Source organism: Flavobacterium arabinosi, from assembly GCF_048158725.1.
GTDB classification, from domain to species: domain Bacteria; phylum Bacteroidota; class Bacteroidia; order Flavobacteriales; family Flavobacteriaceae; genus Flavobacterium; species Flavobacterium arabinosi.
This window is the reverse complement of record NZ_JBLNKX010000007.1, coordinates 56,507-79,120: the sequence shown is the minus strand read 5'-3', so window position 1 is coordinate 79,120 and position 22,614 is coordinate 56,507. Positions and strand designations below refer to the sequence as shown.

General features: G+C 32.3%; 22 protein-coding genes. 2 read left to right on the top strand and 20 right to left on the bottom strand.

What is annotated here, in order from left to right; translation table 11 throughout:
* Positions 1-10: 10 nt before the first annotated feature.
* From ACM55K_RS14345 to ACM55K_RS14320, 6 genes are read right to left on the bottom strand one after another with little or no spacing between them, the layout of a single operon-like run.
* Complete coding sequence (locus tag ACM55K_RS14345; RefSeq protein WP_416850955.1) at positions 11-1,390, bottom strand: sensor histidine kinase; 1,380 nt, start codon at positions 1,388-1,390, stop codon at positions 11-13.
* Between the two features lie 6 nt (positions 1,391-1,396).
* On the bottom strand, positions 1,397-2,059 hold the full coding sequence (locus ACM55K_RS14340) for a response regulator transcription factor (RefSeq protein WP_416850954.1): 663 nt from the start codon (positions 2,057-2,059) through the stop codon (positions 1,397-1,399).
* A gap of 3 nt (positions 2,060-2,062) precedes the next feature.
* Entirely contained in the window at positions 2,063-3,508 is a 1,446-nt protein-coding gene (locus tag ACM55K_RS14335; protein ID WP_416850953.1) for a DUF3570 domain-containing protein, read from the bottom strand.
* Positions 3,509-3,514: 6 nt separating this feature from the next.
* On the bottom strand, positions 3,515-3,724 hold the full coding sequence (locus tag ACM55K_RS14330) for a DUF4266 domain-containing protein (protein WP_103999488.1): 210 nt from the start codon (positions 3,722-3,724) through the stop codon (positions 3,515-3,517).
* Entirely contained in the window at positions 3,717-4,706 is a 990-nt protein-coding gene (locus ACM55K_RS14325) for an FAD:protein FMN transferase (protein WP_416850952.1), read from the bottom strand. The genes ACM55K_RS14330 and ACM55K_RS14325 overlap by 8 nt, the downstream gene beginning before the upstream one ends.
* Positions 4,706-5,140 carry a thioredoxin family protein gene (locus tag ACM55K_RS14320; protein WP_416850951.1) on the bottom strand — a complete coding sequence of 145 codons (435 nt, stop codon included), beginning with the start codon at positions 5,138-5,140 and terminating at the stop codon, positions 4,706-4,708. The genes ACM55K_RS14325 and ACM55K_RS14320 overlap by 1 nt, the downstream gene beginning before the upstream one ends.
* Before the next feature lie 269 nt (positions 5,141-5,409).
* Here ACM55K_RS14320 and ACM55K_RS14315 point away from each other — a divergent pair, with 269 nt between their 5' ends.
* Positions 5,410-7,509: an LTA synthase family protein gene (locus tag ACM55K_RS14315; protein ID WP_416850950.1), complete on the top strand. Its 2,100-nt coding sequence runs from the start codon at positions 5,410-5,412 to the stop codon at positions 7,507-7,509.
* Between the two features lie 57 nt (positions 7,510-7,566).
* Here ACM55K_RS14315 and ACM55K_RS14310 read toward each other — a convergent pair whose 3' ends face one another.
* Positions 7,567-8,565: a zinc dependent phospholipase C family protein gene (locus ACM55K_RS14310; protein WP_416850949.1), complete on the bottom strand. Its 999-nt coding sequence runs from the start codon at positions 8,563-8,565 to the stop codon at positions 7,567-7,569.
* Between the two features lie 96 nt (positions 8,566-8,661).
* Between ACM55K_RS14310 and ACM55K_RS14305 the strand changes: the two genes are divergently transcribed.
* Positions 8,662-9,393 (top strand): YoaK family protein, encoded by a 732-nt coding sequence (locus ACM55K_RS14305; protein WP_416850948.1) that lies wholly within the window; start codon positions 8,662-8,664, stop codon positions 9,391-9,393.
* 21 nt (positions 9,394-9,414) lie between these two features.
* Here the strand turns inward: ACM55K_RS14305 and ACM55K_RS14300 are convergent, their stop codons facing one another.
* From ACM55K_RS14300 to ACM55K_RS14240, 13 genes are all read right to left on the bottom strand, one after another.
* On the bottom strand, positions 9,415-10,392 hold the full coding sequence (locus ACM55K_RS14300; RefSeq protein ID WP_416850947.1) for a YeiH family protein: 978 nt from the start codon (positions 10,390-10,392) through the stop codon (positions 9,415-9,417).
* 75 nt (positions 10,393-10,467) lie between these two features.
* The gene (locus tag ACM55K_RS14295; protein WP_416850946.1) at positions 10,468-11,364 is read right to left on the bottom strand and encodes a LysR family transcriptional regulator; all 897 of its coding nucleotides are present in this window, start codon (positions 11,362-11,364) and stop codon (positions 10,468-10,470) included.
* Between the two features lie 31 nt (positions 11,365-11,395).
* On the bottom strand, positions 11,396-13,423 hold the full coding sequence (locus ACM55K_RS14290; RefSeq protein ID WP_416850945.1) for a hypothetical protein: 2,028 nt from the start codon (positions 13,421-13,423) through the stop codon (positions 11,396-11,398).
* A gap of 110 nt (positions 13,424-13,533) precedes the next feature.
* A complete protein-coding gene (fabG, locus tag ACM55K_RS14285) occupies positions 13,534-14,280 on the bottom strand; it encodes a 3-oxoacyl-[acyl-carrier-protein] reductase (RefSeq protein ID WP_035672321.1) in 747 nt (248 codons plus the stop codon).
* Positions 14,281-14,416: 136 nt separating this feature from the next.
* Positions 14,417-14,839: an ADP-ribosylation factor GTPase-activating family protein gene (locus ACM55K_RS14280; RefSeq protein WP_416850944.1), complete on the bottom strand. Its 423-nt coding sequence runs from the start codon at positions 14,837-14,839 to the stop codon at positions 14,417-14,419.
* 215 nt (positions 14,840-15,054) lie between these two features.
* Positions 15,055-15,927: a succinate--CoA ligase subunit alpha gene (gene sucD / locus ACM55K_RS14275; protein WP_091207776.1), complete on the bottom strand. Its 873-nt coding sequence runs from the start codon at positions 15,925-15,927 to the stop codon at positions 15,055-15,057.
* A gap of 86 nt (positions 15,928-16,013) precedes the next feature.
* The gene (locus ACM55K_RS14270; RefSeq protein WP_416850943.1) at positions 16,014-16,376 is read right to left on the bottom strand and encodes a nuclear transport factor 2-like protein; all 363 of its coding nucleotides are present in this window, start codon (positions 16,374-16,376) and stop codon (positions 16,014-16,016) included.
* A 2-nt stretch (positions 16,377-16,378) separates the two neighbouring features.
* Positions 16,379-17,308 (bottom strand): UDP-3-O-(3-hydroxymyristoyl)glucosamine N-acyltransferase, encoded by a 930-nt coding sequence (locus ACM55K_RS14265; RefSeq protein WP_416850942.1) that lies wholly within the window; start codon positions 17,306-17,308, stop codon positions 16,379-16,381.
* A gap of 69 nt (positions 17,309-17,377) precedes the next feature.
* Positions 17,378-17,944: an elongation factor P gene (gene efp / locus ACM55K_RS14260; RefSeq protein ID WP_416844515.1), complete on the bottom strand. Its 567-nt coding sequence runs from the start codon at positions 17,942-17,944 to the stop codon at positions 17,378-17,380.
* 52 nt (positions 17,945-17,996) lie between these two features.
* On the bottom strand, positions 17,997-18,782 hold the full coding sequence (gene lpxA / locus ACM55K_RS14255; protein WP_143388917.1) for an acyl-ACP--UDP-N-acetylglucosamine O-acyltransferase: 786 nt from the start codon (positions 18,780-18,782) through the stop codon (positions 17,997-17,999).
* An 87-nt stretch (positions 18,783-18,869) separates the two neighbouring features.
* On the bottom strand, positions 18,870-20,258 hold the full coding sequence (locus tag ACM55K_RS14250; protein ID WP_416844559.1) for a bifunctional UDP-3-O-[3-hydroxymyristoyl] N-acetylglucosamine deacetylase/3-hydroxyacyl-ACP dehydratase: 1,389 nt from the start codon (positions 20,256-20,258) through the stop codon (positions 18,870-18,872).
* The gene (gene lpxD / locus ACM55K_RS14245; protein ID WP_416850941.1) at positions 20,251-21,294 is read right to left on the bottom strand and encodes a UDP-3-O-(3-hydroxymyristoyl)glucosamine N-acyltransferase; all 1,044 of its coding nucleotides are present in this window, start codon (positions 21,292-21,294) and stop codon (positions 20,251-20,253) included. The genes ACM55K_RS14250 and lpxD overlap by 8 nt, the downstream gene beginning before the upstream one ends.
* Before the next feature lie 40 nt (positions 21,295-21,334).
* The gene (locus ACM55K_RS14240) at positions 21,335-22,564 is read right to left on the bottom strand and encodes an HD domain-containing protein (protein WP_416850940.1); all 1,230 of its coding nucleotides are present in this window, start codon (positions 22,562-22,564) and stop codon (positions 21,335-21,337) included.
* Positions 22,565-22,614: the final 50 nt, after the last annotated feature.

Genomic DNA, 22,614 nt, shown 5'->3' with positions numbered 1-22,614 from the left:
TAAGGTCTGCTTAATGGAAACTTAATATCACTTTAGTTCCAATTTGCTCTTCACTGGAAATAGCAATTTCTATATTGAGTAAAGTACACAATCGTCTGACAATTGATAAACCTAAGCCAGTTCCTTTTATTTCAGGATGTTCGTTAGATTTTGAACGATAAAATTGATTGAATACTTTAGACAAATCTTCTGAAGGAATGCCTATTCCGGAATCAATAATATGGCATTCCAGTTTATTGTCCGTATCCGTTATGATTATTGTCAGAGTCGCTTTTTCATTGGAATATTTCAATGCATTTGCAACCAGATTATTAATTATAATTGATAATAAATAACTATCACTGTTCACATAATACTCTTTTGAAAATTCAGTGGAAACATAAATCTTTTTAGATTGAATGGCATTAGAATATCGAGAAAGTGTGTCCAGAATTAATGCATTCAGATGTACTTTTTCTATTTTCAATGATTGATTTTGATTTTCGAATCGAGCAAGTAAAAGCAATTGATCAACTAAATGATTTAATCGATTCACTTCAGTGACGCAAAAACTTATTTTCTCTTCGTATTCATTATGATTTCGAGGTTTTCGTATCAAAACTTCCAATGTTCCTTTGATAACTGTCAATGGGGTTCTTAATTCATGTGAAGCATCAGAAGTAAATTGTTTTTCTCTTTCGACAGCCGTTTCAATCCGGTCCAATAAGTGATTAATTGTTGTTGACAAAATATACAATTCATCCCGATTGATTGGTAATGGAATCCTGGATTTTAAATTATCCTTAGTAATAACATTAGAGGTTTCAATAATAGAACTGATCGGTTTTATGCTTCTTCCAGCTATAAAACGAGCGATTAAAAAAAGTGCAATTAGAATTAAAGGGAAAGCAATAATTAGCACTTCGCATAAATTGTTCAAGACCATTGTGGCATCTTCTAATGACATGGCGACGATTACATAACCAAAAATTTTATTGTTTTGATATATTGGAACTTGAATTTGCCGAATGGTTTTATTCGCTATTTTGGTATCAAATAATTCATTTTTACTAATTCCGGAATGGAATTTTAAAGCTCGATTTTTTAAGTTAGGAGATTTTTCAACAACGGTTCCCATTCCATCAACAAATTGAACAAACACAGGATTAACATCAATCGTATTGTGTTCTCTTTCCTTCCACTCTTCCTCGTGACTTAAATGAAAACTATTTCCTTTGATTTCAATTTCGGATAAATGTTTCTGGGATTCGCTTCTTATATCATAATTTATATGACTAAAAACACTAAGTTTTACAATAGAATAAATCACAAAAAAGACCACAAAGATCAACAAAGCTGTGGTGATAATATAATTAGAGGCAATTCTGTTTTTAAAGGAAAGTTGTTGCATTTTTATTTAGTCGTTAGCAATATAGCCTACACCACGTACTGTTTTAATATAATCTTCTTCTATTTTTAAATTCAATTTTTTCCGAATTGCATTTATGAAAACATCTATTACACCTGTGTCATAATCAAAATGAATATCCCATACATCTTCAATAATTTGGCTTCGGGTACAAACTTTACCTTTGTTTTTCACCAAATAATACAATAATTCATATTCTCGATGAGTCAAGGTAACTTCATTTCCATTTACCAAAACCCGATGTTGGGAAACATTAATTTCAATTGTTCCAAGGCTTAATATTTTCTGTTCTTTTTGGTTTCTAAAATGAATTTTAATTCGTTCTAATAATTCATCAAAACTAAATGGTTTTTTAATATAATCGTTAGCTCCGGCTTTTAATCCTTCGATAGTTTCCTGAATGGTATCTTTGGCGGTCAAAAACAGAATTGGAGTAGTTGTATCTTTCAACCGGATGGCTTTGCAAAGTTCCAATCCAGTCATTTTTGGTAACATCCAATCCAATAAAACCAAGTCAAAATCCTCCTTTTGAATTAATTCAAACCCTTTCAAGCCATCTGAAGCACTTGTAATCTGGTAGCCCTCCTCTTCTAATCCCTGCTGGAGAAATTGAATAATTCCGGCTTCATCCTCTACTATTAAAATACGCATAAGCTATTGCATCACAAATTTAAAACCTAAAGATAAAATATTTGCATTCAAACCATCACTTCTCACGTAATGATTGTATCTGAAATCAATATTTTTCAAACCTAATTTCCATATTCTGGAACCCATTAAGATGTCTGAATAACTTAAACCAATACCATATTGACTGGCATTAAAAGCAGATAAATCATAATCAGAAGTATAATATTTTTCAGTAGATATGTGTTTTTCAAAAGGGGCAAAATAATCAGAAGCCGTTTGTGTATAATATCTAAACATGGGGTAAGCCGTAAATTTTTGGCTCAACTTTACAGGCAATTCAATAGATGCGGTATGTGCCTGAATTCCCCAGTTGTCTTCATAATATCTATAATAGGCTTTAACAACAACATATTCATTGATATAAAAATTGATTCTTGCACCGATAGGAACTTTAAAACGGCTGTTCGGTAAACGTTCAATATCATCTGAAAGTCTGTAAACTCCTTTATTTTCTGATGTTTCATAAACAGGAATATACTGAGACTGACCGATATAATAGTTTGATTTATCTTCAAAATAAATTCGTTGATACGGAGTAGCCAATAAACCTTCTTGTTTCAAAACATCCATAAATATAGACATTTGAATCGTTTTTGAAAGAATTTGCGAAAACGATACTGACGCAGAATAAGAATTTCTGTTTTTTGCATCGTAAGTTGTAAAAGCAGAAGGCAAATAACCGTTTGATACATACCCATTTTGATCTAAAACAGAAACCCCGGAAAAATAACCCTGATTTTGGAAATTATTCCCGTACAAAGAATATTCATGTAATTCTGTTGGATAAATTGGCCTCCATTGATCTAAATAAGCATTTACTTTTAATCCGATTTCAGTATTTTTTTGATTGAATAATTTTGTTAATCCACCTCCAAAGCCTACTGAAGTATAATCATATTCATTCGAAAACGAAACATCTGCATTCCAGATTGTATTTCTATCATCTGAACTGTGACTGTAATTAGCCACAATTGAGGCTAATTGATCATTTCCGGAAGCTCCTGATGATGCTTGCCAAGGCGTTCCGTAAGGACTCATTGCAGCACTCGCTTTATTTGCCCATTGCTTATCATCATGGCCACCGCCTCCAGAAGCACCTGTTGCATTAAATGGGTTGATATTACTTGATGATGCCGAAGTATAGGTTGATATTCCAACATCAAAAGTCAAAACATCATCATCGTTTAATGGAACGGCTACAACTATATTTGAGGCAATATCGGTTAATTTTTCAGAACCAATCCCTCCGCCTACTGCTGAATGGACTCCATCTTGTTTATAATAACTTAATAAAAAATCAACTTCTGCATTTTCTAAAACTCTTTTCTTAAAAGTAGTTGTAGTATCTTGACTTTGGGCAATGGCTGCCCCGTTTATCAATAAAATAATTATGTATACTATTTTTCTCATAACTAATTAATTACAACCACATCCACCACCAGTTTTCCCTCCATTTGCACCTGCTGCAGCTTCTCGATAGACTTGAAATGTGGTTTCATATCGTTCTGCAGTTTTTGCACTTAATTTCATATCTGGATCATTGATGTATTGTTTATCGTATTCTTTGACAGCAACACAAGATTGCATCACAAGGATTAAAACCAGAAAAAGCATTATTTTATTCATTATTATATTTTTTTAAATCAATATTTTTTGAGGAAAATATTTTTCCGCTTTCATCCACATAAATACAACCCACACCAGGCAATTGATTGACTAAATCTAAACCTACATCAACACCCATAACAAAAATACCTGTTGCTAAAGCATCTGCTAATTCTGTAGTTTTTGCAAAAACGGATACACTGATAACTCCCGTTGCCGGATAACCTGTTCTGGTATCAATTATATGTGAATATCTTTTTCCATTAAAAGTTACATATTTCTCATAACTCCCTGAAGTTTCTACAGCGCTATCATCTAAAGGAAATGTAGCAAAGATTTTATTTTTATTTAATGGATTTTTAATTCCAACTTTCCATTTTTCTCCATTGGTCTGTTTTCCCCAAGTATTAATGTCTCCCGAAATATTTACTATTCCTGCCGCAACACCTTTAGAAGTAAGCAAAAATTTAATTTTGTCTGCAATGAATCCTTGTCCAATCCCACCTAAGCCCAATTTCATTCCTTCTAATTTCAGAAATATCGTACTGTTCTTATGGTTCAGGATTATATTTTTATAACCCACTTTTGAAACGGATTTCTTAATTTCTTCTGGAGTTGGCATCCTTGTCATACTTCCGTCAAATTTCCAAATTTTGTCCATAGAAGCATAACTGATATCAAAAGCGCCTGAGGTTAATTCTGATATTTTTATGGAGCGTTCCACTAAATCAAAAACTTCCTGAGGAACTTTAACGGGTTTTATCCCTGCAAATCTATTTACCTGAGAAATTGGAGTTGTTGGAATCCAATCTGAAATTAGGTTTTCAAGACGGGAAACTTCTGCGACTGACATATCAATATAAAAATCAGCTTCTGGAATATCTTTTGCAACGACAGTCATTTCAAACGGACTTCCTAACATGGATAAAGTCCTTTTATGAGTCACTTGTGCCGATGCAAAAGCAGCAGCAAAAAAAAGCGAAATTAAAATAACTGTTCTCATTATTTTATAAATGATTTAATCAGAGTAATATATTCTTGAGGCGAAACATTCTTAAAACCTGTTTTTCCAAGGATTTTTCCGGTTTTGTCTAAAATAACTACTAGAGGAAATAATCCGTCTTTATTGTATTTTTCAGCCAGTTCTTGATTTCGTTTTTTTAATTCAGGTGCCAGTTGATTTTGCTTTTTCTTAGGGAAATCAGCACGTTCTATAATTAAATTATTTTGGGCAAATTCTTTGAATTCTGCAGATTGCCAAATGTTTCTATCCAATTTAATGCAAGGTCCGCACCAGTCTGATCCAGAAAAAACAAGCAAAATAGTCTTGTTTTGTGTGCTTGCTTCATTTTTAGCAACTTCAAAATCAGTTTTCCATTCTTGTGAGTAGCCAATTGTTACTAAAAAAAGTAACATCAAGATCATTGTTTTTTTCATTTTTTTAAATCTGTTAGTTCATTGAACAAGCGAATAATAATGTGTTTAAACTTTCTAAATATTAATATAGTAACTGTAATAAAAATCAAATATTTATAAAATTATTTCAAGTCTTAATTATCAGAAATAAAACATCACAAATTTAACTCAAAATAAAAGGGTTTAATATTACAGTTAAACTTTCTTAAGCCAAAATTAAGAATGGAATACATCTGGTGGATATGCTTTTATTGTTTCAAATTAGTATTTTTGTAAAAAAACAACTCCAAATGACGCTTTCAAAAAAATTCTCTCCATTTTACAATCTTATGCTTTTTTATATTATTGTAAGCATCATTTTAAGAATAGTATTAATCTTCCACCCTATTACCCAAAGCTCATTTGGTTTCCTCGATATTGTTAAAATATTTGGTTTTGGATTAATCTCTGATTTTTTCATTTTTGTATTGGTGAGCGGTTTTTTATGGATCTATCTTATTTTCATATCCGATTCAAAATACTTAAAGCCCTATGGTTATATCTTCTTCGGACTTTTAGTCGCCTTATTGTTATATGTTTCATTTGGAAATACAATTCTTAATGAATATGGTGGAGCATTACCCGCAATTGGAACAGCTTTTATCGCTATAAAAACTATTTTATTTGGGTTATTGCTTTTTCTTCCAAAATACCGAAGCCAAATTAGATTCTGGTTGTTCACGTTTGTCATTTTCTTGTATGTTGTTTTGATTTTGCAAAATGGAATTAGTGAATACTTTTTTTGGAATGAATTTGGTGTAAAATACAACTTCATAGCCGTTAATTATTTGGTTTACACCAATGAAGTAATCGGGAATATCATGCAATCGTATCCAGTAATTCCAATATTTACGGCATTATTTGTTGTAGCAGGTTTAATAACATATTTGATCGTAAGACGTTCAAAAACGTATATCGAAAGTATTCCAACTTTTGTACAAAAAACACAGCTTTCTGGAATTTATCTTGCTTTATTTGGGCTCTCTTTATTGGCGATACCCTTTTTATCTGCTCAGGAAAACTCACCAAATATTTTTGCAAATGAATTAGAGGCAAATGGAATTTATAAGTTCTTTTTAGCCTTTAAAAATAGTGAATTAGACTATTTCAAATTCTACAAAACACTTCCGGAAAAAGAAGCGTATGCATTATTACAAGAACAAATTCCAGGAATTTCAGGAGAAACTTCTTTAAGGAAAATTCAAAGCGATGCTACCGAAAACCATAAGAATGTTGTATTAATAACTATCGAAAGTTATAGTGCTGACTTTATGAAAATGTACGGTAACGATCAAAACCTCACTCCTTTCTTGGATAGTTTAGCTACAAAAAGTTTGTTGTTTACGAATCTTTACGCTGTTGGGAACAGGACCGTTCGTGGTCTTGAAGCTGTTACTTTGTGTTTTCCTCCCACTGCCGGCGAAAGTGTGGTAAAAAGAGAAGATAATAAAAATAAATTTTCAACCGGAAATATCTTCAAGCAAAAAGGGTATACTGTGAAATACCTTTATGGAGGTGATGCGTTCTTTGATAATATGGAAGATTTCTATACTGGAAACGGTTATGGAATTGTAGATAAAAAAACGTTCACTCCCGAAGAAATTACTTTTGCGAATGTATGGGGCGTTTGTGACGAGGATATGTACAACAAAGCAATCAAGGTGATGAATGGGGAAGCAAAAGAAAATAAACCCTTTTTTAACCATATTATGACGGTTAGCAATCACAGACCATTTACCTATCCGAATAATAAAATTGATATTCCGGGAGATGCAAAATCTCGTGACGGTGGCGTAAAATATACCGATTTTGCCATGAAGAAATTCTTCGAAATGGCGAGTAAACAACCTTGGTTTGCGAATACTGTATTTGTGATTATTGCGGATCATTGTGCTTCCAGTGCAGGAAAAACAGAGCTTCCTGTTGATAAATACAGAATTCCGGCAATGATTTACAGTCCGGGTTATGTTCAGCCAAAGCATTACACCAATTTGATGTCTCAAATCGATATTATGCCTACATTATTTGGATTGTTGAATTTCAATTATCAAAGTAAATTTTATGGTGAGGACGTTTTAAAAACAGACTATAAACCGAGAGCATTAATTGCAACCTATCAGGATTTAGGGTTAATAAAAGATAATGTCTTGACTATTATTTCACCTAAACAACAAGTGAAGCAATTTCAATTAACATTAAAAAAAGATCAAAAAACAGCACCTGATTTCCAAATCTATTACGATCAAAATCCGCTGATAAAAGAAAGAACTGATTTAGTAAACCAAACTATTTCCTATTACCAAACGGCTTCTGATATATTGAAGAAAAAGAAATATCAGAAAATTAATTAGTATAAAAAAAACGGGTAAGACAGCAATCTTACCCGTTTTTTATTTTAGCTTTAAAAATTATTCTTTATCGTTTACTAAACCAAAAAGGACTCCTCTTTTAAATAATTTGGAATCTTGTTTTAATCCTTTTTTATTGCGTTTGGTAAGTGCTTCAGTATCTAAATTACTTAAATCCGGTTTTCCTGCATTTACCCAAGCGGTATACCAAAAACTAGCTGTAGCAGTAATTGCTTTTTTCATTTGACTTTCAACCATACCATTCAACTCTTGATGAAATTTAGTGGCATAATCATCCGAATATAAAACGCCATTGTATTTGTTTTTTAAAATGGTTCCAGCATCGTCAACGACATACATTTTATTTTCTGGAGTTGTAGTTCTTAATTTTTTATCAGCCGCTAATAAAGGAGCTACTAAACTATGGGTATCAAAAATTATATCCCAAGCTGCTTGGTCAACATTTTCAATATATTTCCCTTCAGTAGCGTTTAATTTATAGTTTTTGACAAACAATTCAGGCAAACGGCTTTCCCATAGAGAATGAATTCCTTTTTGATTGGTATTTTGACCATCATGATTGTCAGAAGTGTGCAAAGGCATGTGTGCATCTCCTATGTAATGCCCCAGTTCTGCTGCAATAAATAGAATTTCGTTCTTTCTTTTCTCTTTAAAGGCCTTAGTTAATTTGCCCATCATTTCTTGAATGTACCAAGGCAATGTCCCATTTTTTGACAAGAATTTCTCATCGTATTTTTTCTTTGCAGCTTCCATTGTTTTAGGAAAACTGTCAACACTTCCAAAATTCTCCATGTCAAAATAATGACGCGGTCCTTCAGCTTTATCATTCAATATAGATTTTCTTAAATCGGGAACTGTCGATTCCTGAGTGATGAAATCGATATGATTGTAGAAAAAAGTTTGTAATGGTTTTGGAAGTGCCATTACCGCAGCTCTATTGATTCGTTCATGGCCAACAACACCCCATGATAACAGCAAAAAAGCAATTCCAATTGTAGATAACCCAATAAGTGTAGGTCTAATTTTAAAATTTTTCATTATATTTATTTATTAGAACTGCAAATGTATTTTTTTTAAATATAATTCAATGAAATCTGGTTTAAGATTATGTTAATTTAAAGAAATTAATTAAAAATGTTTCGTCACAAAGGAAAAAACAGGACTTTTATTCACAATTTGCGTTTAGCAACCTTACTATCCTTCGTGGCTGGGATTGTTAATATTACGGGAGTTTTGGCTGTAAAAACATTAACAACTAATGTAACAGGACACTTTGCTTATTTTGCCGAAGAATTAATGCTTAATAATTATTCCGCAGCAATAACCTTTTTTATTTTTACACTATTTTTCTTGATTGGAGCTTTTACTTCTAACTTTTTATCGGAATTAGTCTCAGGAAAATATCCCGATTTGTCTCATGTTGTGCCTATTTCTTTGGAGATTTTAGTTTTAACAAGTGTTGCCCTTTTTGGAGTTCCATCTGATATTTCTATTTTCCAAGGTAAAATAATTGCTTTTTGTATGCTTTTTTCCATGGGGATTCAAAATTCCCTGGTAACAAAAATATCACAGGCAACAGTCCGAACAACCCATTTAACAGGGCTTTTTACCGATTTAGGAATCGAATTGTCTCAATTATTTTTTTATAAAAAAGCAGATGAAGTAACAAAATTGAAAACGAGTATTTATTTACGCTTTTCAATCATTTCCTTCTTTTTTATTGGTTGTGTTTCCGGAGGATTTATGTATCAAAAAATGGAATTAAAGACACTTCTAATCGCTTCCTTTTTTCTGTTTGTTGCACTTTTTTATGATTACATGAGACTCACTTATTTTGCTATCAAGAGAAAGAAATTTAATCCCTAATGCTGTTTTAAATATTCCTTTCTAATTAAAATACATGATGGTTAACAGTGTTCCAATTGCTATAAATACCCAAAGCAAAAGACCTTGAAACAAAGGTTTTACTCCAACAGATTTCAAAATATTCCTATTCAATCCTGCTCCAATTAAAAACAAGGTTAGCGTGAGTCCAATTTTGGCAATTGAAACCAGATATGGAGCTACAATAGCTGTTTGGGAAACATACGTATTCATTACCATTGCCAAAATAAATAATCCAATAAAATAGGGAATTTTGATTCTACTGGATTTATTTTTAAAAATAATAGCGGTAAGTAAAGCAACCGGAATAATCCATAAAGCTCGGGCTAGTTTTACTGTTGTAGCTATTTGCAATGCTTCTGGTCCAAATTTACTGGCTGCACCAACTACAGAACTTGTGTCATGAATAGCAATGGCACACCATAACCCAAACTCTTTTTGTGATAAATCCAACCAGTGTCCTACAGCCGGAAATAAAAATAAAGCCACCGAATTTAAAATAAAGATCACTCCTAAAGCAATGGAAGTCTGTTTTTCATCTGATTTTAGTACCGGAGCAATCGCTGCAATTGCACTTCCGCCACAAATTGCAGTTCCACATGAAATCAAGTGAGAAGTTTTCTTTTCAATTTTCAGCCATTTTCCAAGAAATGTACCTAAAATTAAAGTACTAAAGATTGAGGCGATAGTAAATATAAAACCTTCCTTACCAGCCGACAAAGCACTGTTTACATTCATTCCAAAACCCAAACCTACTACAGAAACCTGCAATAGAATGTTCGTTGCTTTATGGTTGAGATGTAAAAAAGGATGACCGGAAAGATTCGCTACAATCAGTCCTAACAATAAAGCGATTGGTGGTGAAACAACAGCCGTCATGCAAAACAATAGCAGTGCAACAAAAATAATTTGTTGCTGTATTAAACTTATTTTTAAAAATAATGGTACTTGCTTTAGAATTGTTTTTTGATTTGATTCCATTGTAAAGTAATTGAATTATTACTATACAAAGGTGGATAGATTAATCTGATTTAACCAATCGCAAAAAACAATCTGCTATAACTTTAAATTATAATGGCTTGATATATTTTTTATAAATAATTCTGATAACGCATCAACTTTTCCTTGTAAAGTAATGATATAAAAAAAGCGTTCAATAACAAAATCATCAATATCTAGAATAACCAATTCATTATTTTTAAGCTCTTTTCCTATAGCATGGATGGAAATAAAAGCAACACAATCAGAATTTATTAAATAAGATTTTATACTTTCCGGGCTTCCCAACTGCATTTCAATTTTTAATTGCGAGAGATTAATTCCAAAAGGTTTTAACGCATGTTCAATAACTTCAAGTGTTCCAGAACCCTGTTCCCGAGTTACAAATCGCAGGTCTTTTAAATCCTCTAAAGTAACTTGTTCTTTATTTCTTAAAGGATTGGTATTGTTACAAACTAAAACTAATTCGTCTTTTAAAAATTCGGTGTATTTGATAGATTGATTTTTAGATTGTCCTTCTACAATTCCTATTTCAATCTCTTTGTTCAGTAGTGCTTTTTCAATTTGTTCCGTATTTCCGTTCAATAGATTTACTTTTATATCCTGCAATTTTTGATGAAAACGAGCCAAAAGAGGCGGAATTATATATTGAGAAATTGTTGTGCTGGCTCCTAATCGAAGTAATCCTTTTTGTTGATTGATTAGTGCGCTCATGTCAAAATCAATTTCTCTGTAGACTTCAAATATATTTTTAGTGTGCTTTAGCAATACTTCACCGGCATTGGTAAGGGAAATTTTAGAACCGTTTCTTTCAAAAAGTTTGATTTTATATTGTTCTTCCAGCTCTTGAATATGCTTCGAAACGGCAGGTTGTGTAATGAATAATTCCGTTGCGGCTTTTGTAAAACTCAATCTATTGGCGACAGTAAAAAATACTTTTAATCTAAAATCCATGATTTATATTTTTATTAAAAGGAATTTAAATTTACAACAATCCGTTATATTTTCTAACAAACCATTCGGTTGAAAGAAAAATCGAAATTAAAACGAGTAACCAAACCCAATCAATCAAAGGTGTTTTGGTCATAGTATTCTTTTGAACGGCTTTGTATTCTTCATTATCCAAAAGTGATTTTATTAAAACCTCAATTTGATCCGGAAAATAGGCTTTTCCTTGTGTTTGCGAAGCTAATTGTTTCAATTTTTCTACGTCTGGATTAACGAATTGTTTTTCGATATCAAAATCCAGTATTTCAAAGTGATTGGAATAGGTAGTTTTTGAATTCAATTCTTTTACCGAAAAATCATAATTCCCAGCCGTAAGTCCATCAAGATTGACTTGGTAAGAATTATTGCTTTTTAATAAATCGTAATTTTTAGTTTGTTTGGTTTTAGTATTAGTTACGGCAATTGTCAAACGAGCTTTCTCATCAAACTCATAGTTTTTATTGAAATATTGTGCGGAAATCTCAATTACTTCACCTGAATTATAAAAACTTTCATGTGCAATAACCAATGATTTTTTTGAATTATTAGAAGCCAAAAACTGGATAATCTTGTCTATAAATACATCAAACTTCTCGAAAGACTGGTTATCGATATGACTTTGTAAACGCCATTTCCAACTATTCTCCCCTAAAAAATAAGCCGTTCTTTTGCCTTGATTTTCAGTAAAAGCCAATAAAGGCGAATTGGTATCAATATTTCTTATTTTGGAAGAAAGCAATACCGAAACGTTTCCATTTGTAGTTATATTTCCAAAAGGATTTTGCAAAGGAGGAAAATTTTCGAAACCAATATTATCAATCGCAAAGAGATTAAATTGAGAATTAAATGCCGCCAAATAATCTTCTTTTTGACCACTCATTTTAAAAGACAAATTATTCTGTTGTTGATTCAAAAAATTGAAATCTGTATTGTTTCCGGTAATGATGAATGTGTTGATTCCGGCTAATTTAGCAGCATCAAAAATAGATTTGAATTCAGTTGTAGGCTGGTACAAAATTAAAATAGTATAATCTTGTAATGATTTGATATTATTAGGCTTAATCAAAGTTACTTTACGTTGTGCATTCGTTTCGATTGCATGTTTTAAAGCACCAATATCCGGATGATTTATAGCCGAAATAATAGCGATATTCATTTTTTGGTCAATCACTTCAACGGCAAAATTCTTGGTATTATTATAGGTGTTTTTTTCTTTTTCTTTAGGTGAAATAGTGGCTTTAAAAATTTGTAATCCTACTTTATTAGCGGGTAAAAGTACATTGACAACAGCCGTTTTTTTCGATGGTGAAAATGAAATAGATTGTTTACTAAACACCGAATTCCCTTGTGAAATGATAAAATCCGCAGTTACATTTTTGGTTCCTGAATAGTACAAAAAGGCTTCTGCCGGAAACTTATTTTTGTAAAAAGCATATTTATTGACATTCAATTGATCTATTTTAAAATCCAAAAAAGTGGTCGTATCGCCCACAATTAATGAAAATACTTTATTCGCAGCATCAAAACCATAAACATAATCGTTACCAGAAGTTTGATTTCCATCGGTAATAATTACGGTTGGAAAAATCACATTTTTATTAATGCTTTTCAGGTTTTTGGCTACGGCATCCAGATTAGTTTGTGTTCCTTTAAAATCAAATTTTTCCGATTGTTGAAATTCACCGTCAAATTGATACGATTGAATATCAAATTTATCTTGTAATGCTGCATTCGAAATCAATTTTTGATATAATTCCGCTGATTTTCCATTAGCTTTCAAGAATGAAATGGAACTGGAATTATCAACAACAATTGGCAACGGTGTTTTTATAGTTTCCAGCGTATTTTTAGTTATTATTGGATTAATCAACAGTAACAATATTCCAAAAATAGACATAAAACGCAAAAAAGCCAAAAACAAACTAACTGTAGATTTGTTTTTGGCTTTGTATAAATAGTGGTAAAATGACAAACTACCGGCTACTACTAAAGAAAGTATTATTAATAAAATGGTAGTTGTTGTCATTCTTTTTTATTTAAAAATTCAAAGACTAAATGATTTAAAGATTATGAAATTCAATAATAACTCTTCAGCCCAATTTTTAAATCCTTAAATCATTTAATCTTTAAATTATATTAAGTAAGCATTCCACCACAAACATTCATAACCTGTCCGGTTACGTAAGCGCTCATATCTGATGCAAAGAAAAGACACGCATTAGCAACATCTTCAGTTGTTCCACCACGTTTCAACGGAATTCCGTCTCTCCAACCTTTCACAACATCTTCGTTTAATTTGGCAGTCATTTCAGTTTCTATAAATCCTGGAGCAATTACATTACAACGAATATTGCGAGAACCTAACTCCAAAGCTACGGATTTTGAAAAACCAATAACTCCTGCTTTAGAAGCCGCATAATTAGTTTGACCTGCATTTCCCTTCACTCCTACTACAGAACTCATATTGATTATTGATCCTGAACGTTGTTTTAAGAAAGTTCTTTGAATCGCTTTGGTCATATTAAAAACAGATTTCAAATTAACATCAATTACTTGATCGAAATCTCCTTCAGACATACGCATCAAAAGGTTGTCTTTAGTAATTCCGGCGTTGTTTATGAGAATATCAACAGTTCCAAATTCAGCTAAAACTGCATCTACAAATGTTTGAGCTTCATTAAAATCAGCAGCATTTGATTGATATCCTTTTGCTTTAATTCCTAAAGCGTTCAATTCATTTTCAAGAGCCAAAGCTGATTCTACCGATGAGCTATATGTAAATGCAACATTTGCACCGTGTTTTGCAAAAACTTCTGCAATTCCCTTTCCAATTCCGCGGCTTGCACCTGTAATTATGGCAACTTTTCCTTCTAGTAATTTCATATTATAATGATAAGTATGTTTATTATTTTGATGTACAAATATAGATTATTTAAGCGTTTTATGAAATTTGTAGTACAAAAAAAGCCTTACCGAGGTAAAGCTTTTAAACAGTAAATTTTAATTTTTTTGAAATATACTAAAAAGCAACATTCCATTTTGGTAATCTTCCATTTTCTTCCAGGAAGTTCTGCAAAACTTGTCCTTCTACGAATGTTGGTATTGCTTTAGTCTTATCATTAAATGTTTCATACCAAACCACTTCCAGTGTACTGATATCTTCGATTTTCATTTGTGCTGGCCAAGAATATTTTCTTCCTGTTTTTGCAAATTGGTGTCCTTCTACAATTTTATCTTTTAAACCACCATTTTTAATTTTCAAAGTTCCGTTGTTCTGAACAGTTCCAGTAGAACCAACCATAATTAACTCTTTCTCATCTCCTACTGAATACACTAAAAACACTCCTGATCCTTCTGAAGCATTACAAACTTCTTCTAAACTATCGTCTATAGTTAATGAAAACTGATTGCTAACTTTGAATTTTTTTAACTCTTTGTACATATTATTTTATTTTTATTTGAATTGGCTTTTACAAAAAAATACCCCACAAAATCGTGAGGTCCATTAGAAACCATTCGTTTATGTTTGCTCTTATTAGGATTACATCTGAAAAAACAGATCAATTTAATAAAGTGCAAAGATATTTCTTTAATTCAATTTATAATAAAAAAGCCCCACAAATTGTGGAGCTTTTAAAATATTTAATTTTAGGCTGATTAACCTAAAACTTCTTTTACTTTTTTACCAATTTCAGCTGGAGAATCCACAACGTGTATTCCACATTCTCTCATGATTTGTTTTTTAGCTTCAGCAGTATCGTCAGATCCACCAACAATAGCACCTGCATGTCCCATTGTACGTCCAGCTGGAGCGGTAACTCCTGCAATGAAACCTACAACTGGCTTACGGTTACCATCAGCTTTGATCCAATGAGCAGCATCAGCTTCTAATTGTCCGCCAATTTCACCTATCATTACGATACATTCTGTTTCTGGGTCATTCATCAACAATTCAACCGCTTCTTTTGTAGTAGTTCCAATGATTGGGTCTCCACCAATACCAATTGCAGTAGTGATTCCTAATCCTTGTTTCACCACTTGGTCAGCTGCTTCATAAGTTAATGTTCCTGATTTAGAAACAATACCAACAGTTCCTTTTTTGAAAACAAAACCTGGCATAATTCCAACTTTTGCTTCACCTGGAGTTATTATTCCTGGACAGTTAGGGCCTATTAATCTTGCATTTCTTTCTTTAACATAACTATTCGCTTTAATCATATCAGCAACAGGAATTCCTTCAGTAATTGCAATAATTACTTTTATTCCCGCATCTGCAGCTTCCATAATTGCATCTGCAGCAAAAGCTGGCGGAACAAAAATGATAGTAGTATCAGCTCCTGCTTGTTCTACAGCATCTTTTACAGTATTAAAAACGGGTCTGTCTAAGTGAGTTGTCCCACCTTTTCCTGGAGTTACACCACCAACAACGTTAGTACCGTACTCAATCATTTGAGAAGCATGGAAAGTTCCTTCGCTTCCTGTAAATCCTTGAACAATTATTTTGGAATCTTTATTAACTAAAACACTCATGATATATATTTTATGTAGTTTTTAAAATTGTGATGCAAAAGTAAGGTTTTGTAAATTATTTTGAAGCCTTTTTTTGTCAAAATATATTATGATAATTGACTCATTTGGTAGCCTCTGAATAATTTATTGTCTTTTATTTGCCAAATTGTTATAAAATGTGCTAATAACATTTCTTCTCGTGGATTTTCAATTGTTTTTACAAAATGAGAATAACGTACCGAAATTAAATCTTTTTCTGAAATAATATGGCTTATTCTAACTTTAGAGCGAACATAAGCCTTGCTTAAATCATTAGCTAAATTGAGTAATGATTCATAATTATGCTGAATAAATCCTTTACTGCTATTCCATTCAACAATTATGTCTGGATGCAAAAAATCTTTCATGACTTCACTATCAATTAGGGCATCAGATTTATAAAATTTCTGAACGATTTCTTTAGCAGACATAATTATTTTAGTTTATTTAAAATTTCTGGTATCTTTTTGATATTGGCAAGTTGTTTCAATTTTTCTCTTGATTCTTCAATTGGCGTACCAAAATAAGATTTACCGCCTTCTACTGATTTTGTAACTCCTGTTTGACCAAGAATTACTGCCTTCGCTCCTATTGTAATTCCGCTGGTAGTTCCTACTTGTCCCCAAATCGTAACTTCATCTTCAATAATTACGCAACCTGCAATTCCTGTTTGTGAAGCAATCAAACATTTTTTTCCAATCACAGTATCATGACCTACATGCACCTGATTGTCAATTTTTGTTCCTTCGCCAATGGTAGTGTCGCCTGTAACTCCTTTGTCAATGGTACAAAGTGCCCCTATCCCAACATTGTCTTTGATTACTACCCTTCCACCAGAAAGTAATTGATCATAACCTTCAGGACGCTTTTTATAGTAAAACGCATCGGCACCAAGAATGGTTCCAGCGTGGATGATTACGTTATCACCAATTACGGTATAATCATAAATCGATACATTAGAATGAATCAAACAGTTTTTTCCAATAACAACATGATTTCCAATAAACGTATTAGGCTGTATTATAGTATTTTCACCTATAGAAGCTGAAGTAGCTATTGAAACATTAGAAAATTGAAAAGGCTTGAAATAATTTGTCAATTTATTGAAATCTCTAAAGGGATCATCAGAAATTAGCAATGCTTTCCCATCAGGGCACGCTACATTTTTATTTATTAAAACTATAGTTGCCGCTGAGTTCAACGCTTTATCGTAATACTTGGGATGATCAACAAAAACTATATCTCCGGATTCAACAACATGAATTTCATTCATTCCAGTTACTGGAAAATTTTTATCACCAACATATTCACAGTTGATGATATTTGCAATTTCTTCTAAAGAGTAAACTTTTTGGAATTTCATAAATTTAGTGTTCGGTATTCAATGTTCAGTATTCAGCTTGATTGCAAACTGAATACTGTAAACTGTAATTTACTCTTTTACGCGTTCCATGTAAGAACCTGATGTAGTATCAATTTTAATTTTGTCACCTTCATTGATAAACAAAGGAACATTTACAGTTGCACCTGTTTCAACAGTTGCTGATTTTGTAGCATTTGTAGCAGTATTTCCTTTAATCCCAGGTTCAGCATAAGTAACTTCTAGTATTACTGAAGCTGGCATATCTACTGAAAGAGGTAAATCAGTCTCTGTATTGATACTTACCATTACATTTTCTCCTTCTTTCAATAAATCTGGAGAATCTAAAATGTTTTTATTTAAAGTAATTTGTTCGAAAGTTTCCGTGTTCATAAAATGAAAATCATCACCTTCAGGATATAAATATTGAAATTTATGGTTTTCTACTCTAACTTCTTCAATTTTATGTCCTGCTGAAAAAGTATTATCCAATACTTTTCCATTCGTTAAACTTCTTAGTTTTGTTCGAACAAAAGCAGGTCCTTTTCCTGGTTTTACGTGAAGAAATTCTATGATTTTGTAAATATCATTATTGTATTTAATACACAATCCGTTTTTAATGTCTGATGTAGATGCCATTATATTGTTTATTTTTATTAATATTTTTATTTTGTGATAACTGAAAACAGTTTTAGTAGTTTCCTGAATATCCTTTCATTATTCCTCTTGACGAATTTCTGATAAAATCAATGATTTCATCTCTTTCTGTTGTTGCTTCCATCTCTGCTTCGATAATATCTAATGCCTGAGAAGTATTATAATTTTTCTGATACAGAATTCTATAAATATCCTGTATTTCTCTGATCTTTTCAGTTGTAAAACCACGTCTTCTTAATCCGACAGAATTAATTCCAACATAAGATAAAGGTTCTTTAGCCGCTTTTGTATACGGTGGAACATCTTTTCTTACTAAAGAACCACCAGATATCATCGCATGATCTCCTATGCTAATAAATTGATGAATTGCCGCCAAACCTCCAATAACCGCAAAATTACCTACAGTTACATGACCAGCCAAAGCGACACCGTTTACTATAATTGCATTATCACCGATGTGACAATCATGAGCTATGTGCGCTGTTGCCATAACAAGACAATTATTACCTAAAGTAGTTTGTCCAGATGCTATTGTTCCTCTATTGATAGTTACACATTCTCTAATCGTACAATTGTCTCCAATTATAGCTAAAGAATCTTCTCCACCAAATTTCAAATCTTGTGGGACTGCTGAGATTACAGCACCAGGGAATATATTGCAATTTTTTCCAATTCTTGCGCCTTCCATGATAGTAACGTTTGAACCTATCCAAGTTCCATCTCCAATAATAACATTATTATGAATGGTGGTAAAAGGCTCTATGACAACATTTTTGGCTATTTTTGCGCCAGGATGAACATATGCTAGTGGTTGATTCATCTACTTTTTTTATTTTTTTATATTAATTAGAACAAAAAAACTGTAAACTCATTTTTTCAAATGAATAATACAGTTTTAAATCTAAATTTATTGTTTTTTCGCAATTTGGGCCATTAACTCCGCTTCTGCAACTAGTTTCCCATTTGCGTAAGCATTCGCTTGCATATGACAAATCCCTCTTCTGATAGGCGTTATTAAATCACATTTAAAAATCAAAGTGTCACCTGGGAGTACTTTATGTTTGAATTTAACCTTATCAATTTTCATAAAGAAAGTCAAATAATTTTCAGGATCAGGAACTGTACTTAATACTAAAATCCCTCCTGTTTGTGCCATTGCCTCTACAATTAAAACACCTGGCATAACTGGAGCTTCCGGGAAATGCCCAACAAAGAAATTTTCATTCATTGTAACATTTTTCATACCCACAACATGACTTTCAGACATTTCAATAATTCTGTCAATCAATAAAAATGGAGGTCTATGAGGAAGAACAGCCATAATTTTATGAATGTCCATTAAAGGCTCTTGATTTAAATCATAAACAGGAACATAATTTCTTTGTTCTATTTTTATAATTTTCGCCATTTTTTTTGCAAATTGGGTATTTACAAAATGTCCTGGCTTATTGGCAATTACTTTACCTTGTATTCTTGTTCCAATCAAAGCTAAATCACCCACTACATCCAGTAGTTTATGTCTTGCAGCTTCATTTGGATAATGTAAAGTAAGGTTGTCTAAAATACCGTTTGGTTTAACCGTTAACTCCTCTTTTCCAAAAGCAACTTTTAGATTCTCCATAGTAGCTGCCGATATTTCTTTATCAACATATACGATGGCATTATTCAAATCGCCTCCTTTTATTAAGCCATTTTCTAAAAGTGATTCTAATTCATGTAAAAAGCTGAAGGTTCTGGATTCAGATATTTCAGTTTTAAATTCTGAAATATTTTTCATGTTAGCATTTTGGGTTCCTAAAATTTTAGTTCCAAAATCAACCATTGCAGTAACGGAATAATGATCACTTGGCATCACTAAAATCTCACTCCCAGTTGCTTCATCAGTAAAAGAAATTACTTCTTTTACCACATATACATTTCTTTTAGCATTTTGCTCTTCGATTCCCGCTTTTTCAAGGGCTTCAACAAAATATTTTGAAGAACCATCCATTATAGGAAGCTCTGAAGCATTTAGTTCAATGATGACATTATCTAAATCACAACCAATTAATGCTGCTAAAACATGTTCTGGTGTTTGAATTTTTACTCCTAGTTTTTCTAAATTGGTTCCTCTTTGTGTGTTTACAACATAATTTGCATCAGCTTCAATAACAGGTTGTCCTTCCAGATCTACTCTAACAAAAGTAAAACCATTATTTACTGGAGCAGGTTTAAAAGTCATTTTAACTTCTTTTCCTGTATGTAATCCAACTCCAGTTAATGAGATTTCTGTTTTGATGGTCTGCTGTTTAACCATTTTTTCCATTTTTTTGGTTTAATATTTGTTTTTTTAATTCCTCTATTTCTGCAACAATTTTAGGTAGATTCCTGAAATGAACGTACGATTTACTAAAATCATTGTATCCAAATGCGGGGCTTCCTTGTAGAATCTCATTATCTTTTATATTCCTTCCTACACCAGATTGAGCCTGAATCCGGACATTATTACCAATGGTCAAATGTCCCGAGATTCCTACCTGCCCACCAATCATGCCATTCTTGCCAATTTTTGTAGAACCTGCAACACCCGTTTGAGCAGCAATTACAGTATTCTCACCAATTTCGACATTGTGGGCAATCTGAATTTGATTGTCAAGCTTCACTCCCTTTCTTATAATTGTAGAACCCATTGTAGCCCTGTCAATTGTAGTGCAGGACCCTATATCAACATTATCCTCAATAATTACATTCCCTATTTGTGGAATTTTAGTATACGTTCCGTCAGGATTTGGAGCAAAACCAAAACCATCAGCACCTATTATTGCTCCAGAATGAATCGTACAATTATTTCCAATAACAGTCTCCGAGTAAATTTTTGCGCCAGCAAATAATATCACATTATCTCCAATTACTACGTTATCTCCAATGAAACAATTAGGATATATTTTCACATTTTCACCCAAAACTACATGCTGTCCCACATAACTAAAACTACCAAGATATAAATCATCTCCGTATTTTACGCTTTGCGAAAGGAAAGAAGGTTGCTCTATCCCACTTTTATTTAACTTTACCTGATTGTAAAATTCTAATAATTTAGAAAATGCTGCATAGGCATCTTGTACTTTTATTAGTGTTGTGGCAAGCGGTGATTCTGCAACAAAAGTATCATTAACAATTGTTACCGAGGCCTTTGTAGAATATATATAATTGAGATATTTAGGATTTGACAAAAAAGTAAGTGATCCTTCAGCTCCCTCTTCTATTTTTGACAATCTAGAAACTTCAGCCATAGGATTCCCCACAACTTCACCTTCTAAAATCCCTGCTATTTGTTCTGCTGTAAATTTCATTGCGACAAAAATATAAAAAAATAGATTTTAAATGTTCATTTTATGCAAGTTGTTTTGGGAAACATATATAATACTTGGTAACCAGTTTAGATAACGATTTTAAATTCAGCTGATCCGAAGATTCAATAACGTCCTCAATTGTTCTGTCTTTTTTCAAAATCCGTATTGGTTCGGCTTCTTTACTATATGCTTGGTTTTTTATTTTCCCTTTAAAAATAAAATAATTAGTCTCCAATAATGAAATATTATTCTCCTGCGCAAAACGTTCTTTCAAAGGTTGTAACTCTTCAATATCAACTTTTTCACTGGTTAATTTTATTTTTAATAAATCACGATTGACTATCATTTTACTCAAAGATGACAATATAAAATCGTCCTGTTTTTGCCAAGATTTTAAAGCACTAATGATATCAAAATCATCCAATTGAGAAAATAAATCCAGATTTTCAGTGTCAAAAGTGTCCAAGGTAACTCTATTTTGCATAAAAAATAGCAACGGCTCACTACAAGGCAATTGAATTCCTTTTAATGTTAATTCTTTGGCACGTTTTAAGACTTTCGTCAAAATTAACTCTGCTACCAAACTCGTTTTATGTAAATACGCCTGCCAATACATTAAGCGTCTTGACATCAGAAACTTCTCTACAGAATAAATTCCTTTTTCTTCAATTACCAAGAAATCATCCACCACATTCATCATTTGAATCAGTCGCTCTGAATTGACATTTCCTTCTGCCACACCCGAATAAAAACTGTCCCGTTTCAGATAATCCATTCGGTCCATATCCAATTGACTGGAAATCAATTGCAACATGAATTTTCGGTCATATTCACCTTTAAAAATCTGAATTGCTAAACTCAACTGACCATCGAATTCCAAATTCAATTGGTTCATAAATAACAAGGAGATTTCTTCATGATGTACATCTTCAACAATGCTTTTTTCCATCGCGTGCGAAAACGGTCCGTGTCCAATATCATGCAATAAAATGGCAATATACAACGCATTTTCTTCTTCAGGAGATATCGAAACCCCTTTAAAACGCAATACATCCACCGCTTTTTGCATCAGATGCATGCAACCTAAAGCATGGTGAAAACGAGTGTGATTTGCACCTGGATAAACCAAATACGACAAACCCATTTGTGAAATGCGGCGCAAGCGTTGAAAATAAGGATGCTGAACTAAATCGTAAATTAAGGCATTGGGGATGGTAATAAACCCATAAATGGGGTCATTGAATATTTTTAGCTTATTGATTTGACTCACTATAACTTTGTTTTTGGTCAACAAATATAAGGAAATTAGACTTTAAAATA